This is a genomic window from Mitsuokella sp. UBA4253 (assembly GCF_002395285.1).
Classification (GTDB): Bacteria; Bacillota; Negativicutes; order Selenomonadales; family Selenomonadaceae; genus Mitsuokella; species Mitsuokella jalaludinii.
Genome location: NZ_DGWR01000005.1, coordinates 1 through 3,798 on the forward strand (window position 1 = coordinate 1; position 3,798 = coordinate 3,798).

General features: G+C 54.6%; 4 protein-coding genes. 3 read left to right on the forward strand and 1 reads right to left on the reverse strand.

Annotated elements, in window-relative coordinates:
* The first annotated feature begins 123 nt into the window (after nucleotides 1-123).
* The gene (mscL, locus tag B2X55_RS03265) at nucleotides 124-567 is read left to right on the forward strand and encodes a large conductance mechanosensitive channel protein MscL (protein WP_414683483.1); all 444 of its coding nucleotides are present in this window, start codon (nucleotides 124-126) and stop codon (nucleotides 565-567) included.
* A 75-nt stretch (nucleotides 568-642) separates the two neighbouring features.
* Here mscL and B2X55_RS03270 read toward each other — a convergent pair whose 3' ends face one another.
* A complete protein-coding gene (locus tag B2X55_RS03270) occupies nucleotides 643-1,281 on the reverse strand; it encodes a Crp/Fnr family transcriptional regulator (protein ID WP_286820865.1) in 639 nt (212 codons plus the stop codon).
* 266 nt (nucleotides 1,282-1,547) lie between these two features.
* Between B2X55_RS03270 and B2X55_RS03275 the strand changes: the two genes are divergently transcribed.
* Both B2X55_RS03275 and B2X55_RS03280 read left to right on the forward strand, forming a co-directional pair.
* Nucleotides 1,548-2,828: an NCS2 family permease gene (locus B2X55_RS03275; RefSeq protein ID WP_270529135.1), complete on the forward strand. Its 1,281-nt coding sequence runs from the start codon at nucleotides 1,548-1,550 to the stop codon at nucleotides 2,826-2,828.
* Between the two features lie 164 nt (nucleotides 2,829-2,992).
* Nucleotides 2,993-3,610 (forward strand): IS607 family transposase, encoded by a 618-nt coding sequence (locus tag B2X55_RS03280; RefSeq protein ID WP_286820867.1) that lies wholly within the window; start codon nucleotides 2,993-2,995, stop codon nucleotides 3,608-3,610.
* Nucleotides 3,611-3,798 lie beyond the last annotated feature (188 nt).

Here is a 3,798-nt window from a genome sequence, read left to right on the forward strand (position 1 = left end):
AGTTGCCGGTTGAGCAAGGGCTCCGCTGAGGCGGAGCTCTTTTTTGTGCACGGCTATATGCTTTCACTCAGGCGTGTGCTAAAATGGAAGCGTGTCATTATTCTATGTCATTTTATGAGGAGGATTTTCATGATCGAGGAATTCAAGAAATTCATTATGCGCGGCAATGTCCTGGACATGGCCGTCGGTATCATCATCGGTGCTGCCTTTGGCAAGATTGTCACGTCATTCGTCAATGACATCCTGATGCCGCCGATTGGCCTCGTGCTCGGCCGCGTGGATTTTTCCAATCTCTTCCTGAACCTCTCCAGCACGCCGGCTGCGACACTCGCGGAGGCGCGCGATGCGGGGCTGCCTGTCATCGCCTACGGCTCATTCCTCAATGCGGTCGTCGACTTCCTGATCGTTGCCTTCGCCATCTTCCTGCTGATCAAGCAGGTCAATCGCCTGATGCCGAAGAAGGAAGCAAAGGCCGCACGCCTCTGCCCGTACTGCCGTCAGGAAATTGCGGATGATGCGACGCGCTGCCCGCACTGCACGTCGGAGCTGCCCGCAGAGAAAGCATGAACAGTATGAGCATGAACAAGTGCATCGTCGAATAAAAACGGCCGCAGCATCTGCTGCGGCCGCTTTTCACGTGAGTCAATCGTCTTCCAATTTGAGCTCACGTAATTTCTTCTGTTGTTCGACGCTGATGGAAATCTTGCCGTGGAGCAGGGTAATGAGCCCTGCATCGCGCAGCTTGCTGACGCCGCGGTTGACCGTCTTGACGCTCGTGCCGATATCGTCGGCAATCTGCTGGCGGCTCGTGCGCAGGACAAAGTGCTCGGACGGTGAGAGCTGCACCCGCTTGACGAGGTACTCCTGCAGGCGCTGCAGGCTCGGCTGGAATTTGATCTGGCCGTTCTCGTTGGAGGTCGGGTACATCTTGGAGGCGAGCTGCTGCGCGATGGCGCAGGCAAAATGGTTGTCGCGGCGCATCCATTTCTTGAATGTCTCGGCTGTCATGGCGAGGACTTCACATTCTGTCAGGGCCTCGTTCGTTGCCGAGAAATATTCCTGGCCAGCGAGGACCTCGAGGTCGCCGATGAGGTCAGGGACGTTCTGCTGTGCGAAGGTATAGCGCTGCCCACTGGCGAATTCATTGCTGACGCGGGTCGTACCCTTGGTCAGGATGTAGACATGATCGGCACGCTCTCCCTTGCGCACGACGAATTCGCCGGGCCGGAAGGTGCGGCGACTGACCTGAGGCCGGATGCTCTCTGGCATGAATTCAATCACTTGTTCCAGCTTCAATGAAATCTCCCCTTTATCTGTATATGTTCTTCACGTTTGATTGATGCGCTTCTCTACGGTGCTTTCCTCTATTATAGCGTAAAATCTTGCTGGCGAAAACTTTCTGAATAATGGATAGAAAAAATATTTAGGACACGCGGACCGCTGTCCTTTTTATCTTGGGGCTTTTTCGCTAAACTAGATATATGAAGTCAAATCACGAACATTTCACGAACATTCAAGTGTATTCAGGAACATCAGGAGGGAAAAGAATGCAGGCTTTATTCGGTGGCGTCCTCAAGGACCGCCGCTTATGGCAAAAGGAGATCCTGGCTGGCATCACGGCCTTTTTCGCGATCTCTTACATCATTGTCGTCAATCCGATCATCCTGGCTGATGCTGGCATCCCGGCAGAGCTCTCGGTCTTTGCGACGATTTTCTCGTCCATCATCGGCTGCCTGATCATGGCCTTTGTGGCCGACGCGCCGATTGTCTTGACGCCGGGCATGGGCATCAACGCTTTCTTCACCTACACCGTCTGTGTTCAGATGGGGCTTGCCTGGCAGGAGGCCATCGCCATCTCGCTCGTCTCCGGCCTGATCTTCGCCTATGTCGCCTGCACGAAATGGCGTGAGCGCATCGCGCACGCCGTGCCGAATTCGCTCAAGTGCGCCATCACGGCCGGCATCGGCCTGTTCCTCGTCGAGATCGGCTTGGAGAAGGCGCAGCTCATCCGCTCGGGGGCAAACTCCATCATCGAGCTCGGCTCGCTGACGAACCCGATGGCCCTCTTGGCGCTCTTTGGCCTCGTCCTGAGCCTGGCGCTCTACCTGCGCGGCGTGACGGGCAGCTTCTTCCTGGCTATCCTCGTGACGACGGGCGTGGCGCAGGTCTTCGGTCTCAAGGATCCGACGCCTCTCGACCTCGACTTCGCGCACATCTTCGACTACCCGCAGCTTTTGCTGCAGGCGGATTTCCACAATGTCCTGAGCATCCCGTTCCTGCTCTCCGTCTTCTCGATGTCGATGATCATGATCTTTGAGACGATGGGCCTGCTTGAAGGCATCCTGCCGGACCGCTCGAAGTTCTCGCGCACGTTTCGCGGCTCGGCCGTGACGACAATTCTCTCGAGCCTGCTCGGCACGAGCCCGACTGTCGCAGCGGCAGAGAGTGCGGCAGGCATTGCCAGCGGCGGCCGCACGGGCCTCATGGCGCTCACGGCAGCTGTGCTGTTCCTCGCCTCGCTGTTCTTCATCCCGCTGCTGTCGTACGTGCCGCAGGCGGCCATCGCGCCGGTTATCATCATCACAGGTGCGATGATGATGCAGCAGCTCCAGCACATGGACTTCAAGGACTTCTCGGAGTGGTTCCCGGCCTTTCTCGTCGTCGTGCTGATCCCGCTCTCAGGCAGCATCTCGACGGGACTTGCCTTCGGTTTCACGGCTTATCCGCTCTTGAAGCTCATGAACGGCCGCTCGCGTGAACTCCACGCCCTGAGCTACGGACTCGGCTTCCTGTTCCTCATGAACCTCGTCTTCCAGGCAAGCTTCTGAGAGAATGCCTTCTGACCTGTATAACAGCCTGTCTTATCGGCAGGCTGTTTTTTGTTGTCAGGGTGTGTACCTTCCCGTATAGTAAAGATATAAAATTAACCACACCAAATCTATAGATGATTATATTAAAATATGTTATAATTATCTATAGAGGAGGGGTCCACATGTTTGCGAAAGATGTTCTTCGCGTCTTGCAGGTTTCTAGGCCGACACTCACGAAGTACGTCAAGACAGGGATTATCCGTATTCATGTCATGCCGAACGGCCACTATGACTACAACGAGGAAGATGTCTACAAGTTCCTCAACAAGGACGTGAAGCGCAAGACTTACATCTATGCTCGTGTCTCTACGCCAAAGCAGAAGCCTGACCTCAAGAACCAGATCCAGCTGCTCAAGCAGTTCTGCTTTGCAAATGGCTATACCATCAACGGTGTATTCTTAGATATCGCCAGCGGCATCAGCTTCGAGAAGAGGAAGGGATTGTTCGCTCTGTTAGACGATGTCCTTGCGGGGCGTGTCGAGCGTGTGGTCGTGACGTACAAGGACAGATTGTCGCGCGTCGGCTACGACTTGTTCTACTACCTGTTTCAGAAGTACAACTGTGAGATTGTCGTCATGAGCGAAGTCGGGTCCGAAAAGCTTGACTCGCAGGAAATCTTTGAAGAAATCGTGAATCTGCTGCATTGCTACTCTATGAAGCTGTATTCCAATCGCAAAAGTCTGCAGAAGATCAAGGAGGCGATAGAGGATGATGAAACGAGTGGAACACCACCGGCTTAAACCTTCTTCACCGTTCTATGCCATGTTGCGTGAATTCTGTCATCGTTCCAAGAACCTCTACAATCACGGGAATTTCCTGATTCGCCAGGCGTTCATCGACGATGGCAAATGGCTGCGCTATGGCGAAATCGACCGCTTGCTGAAGGCTGACGTAAAGTACCCCGACTATCGGGAGATGCCGACTGCGC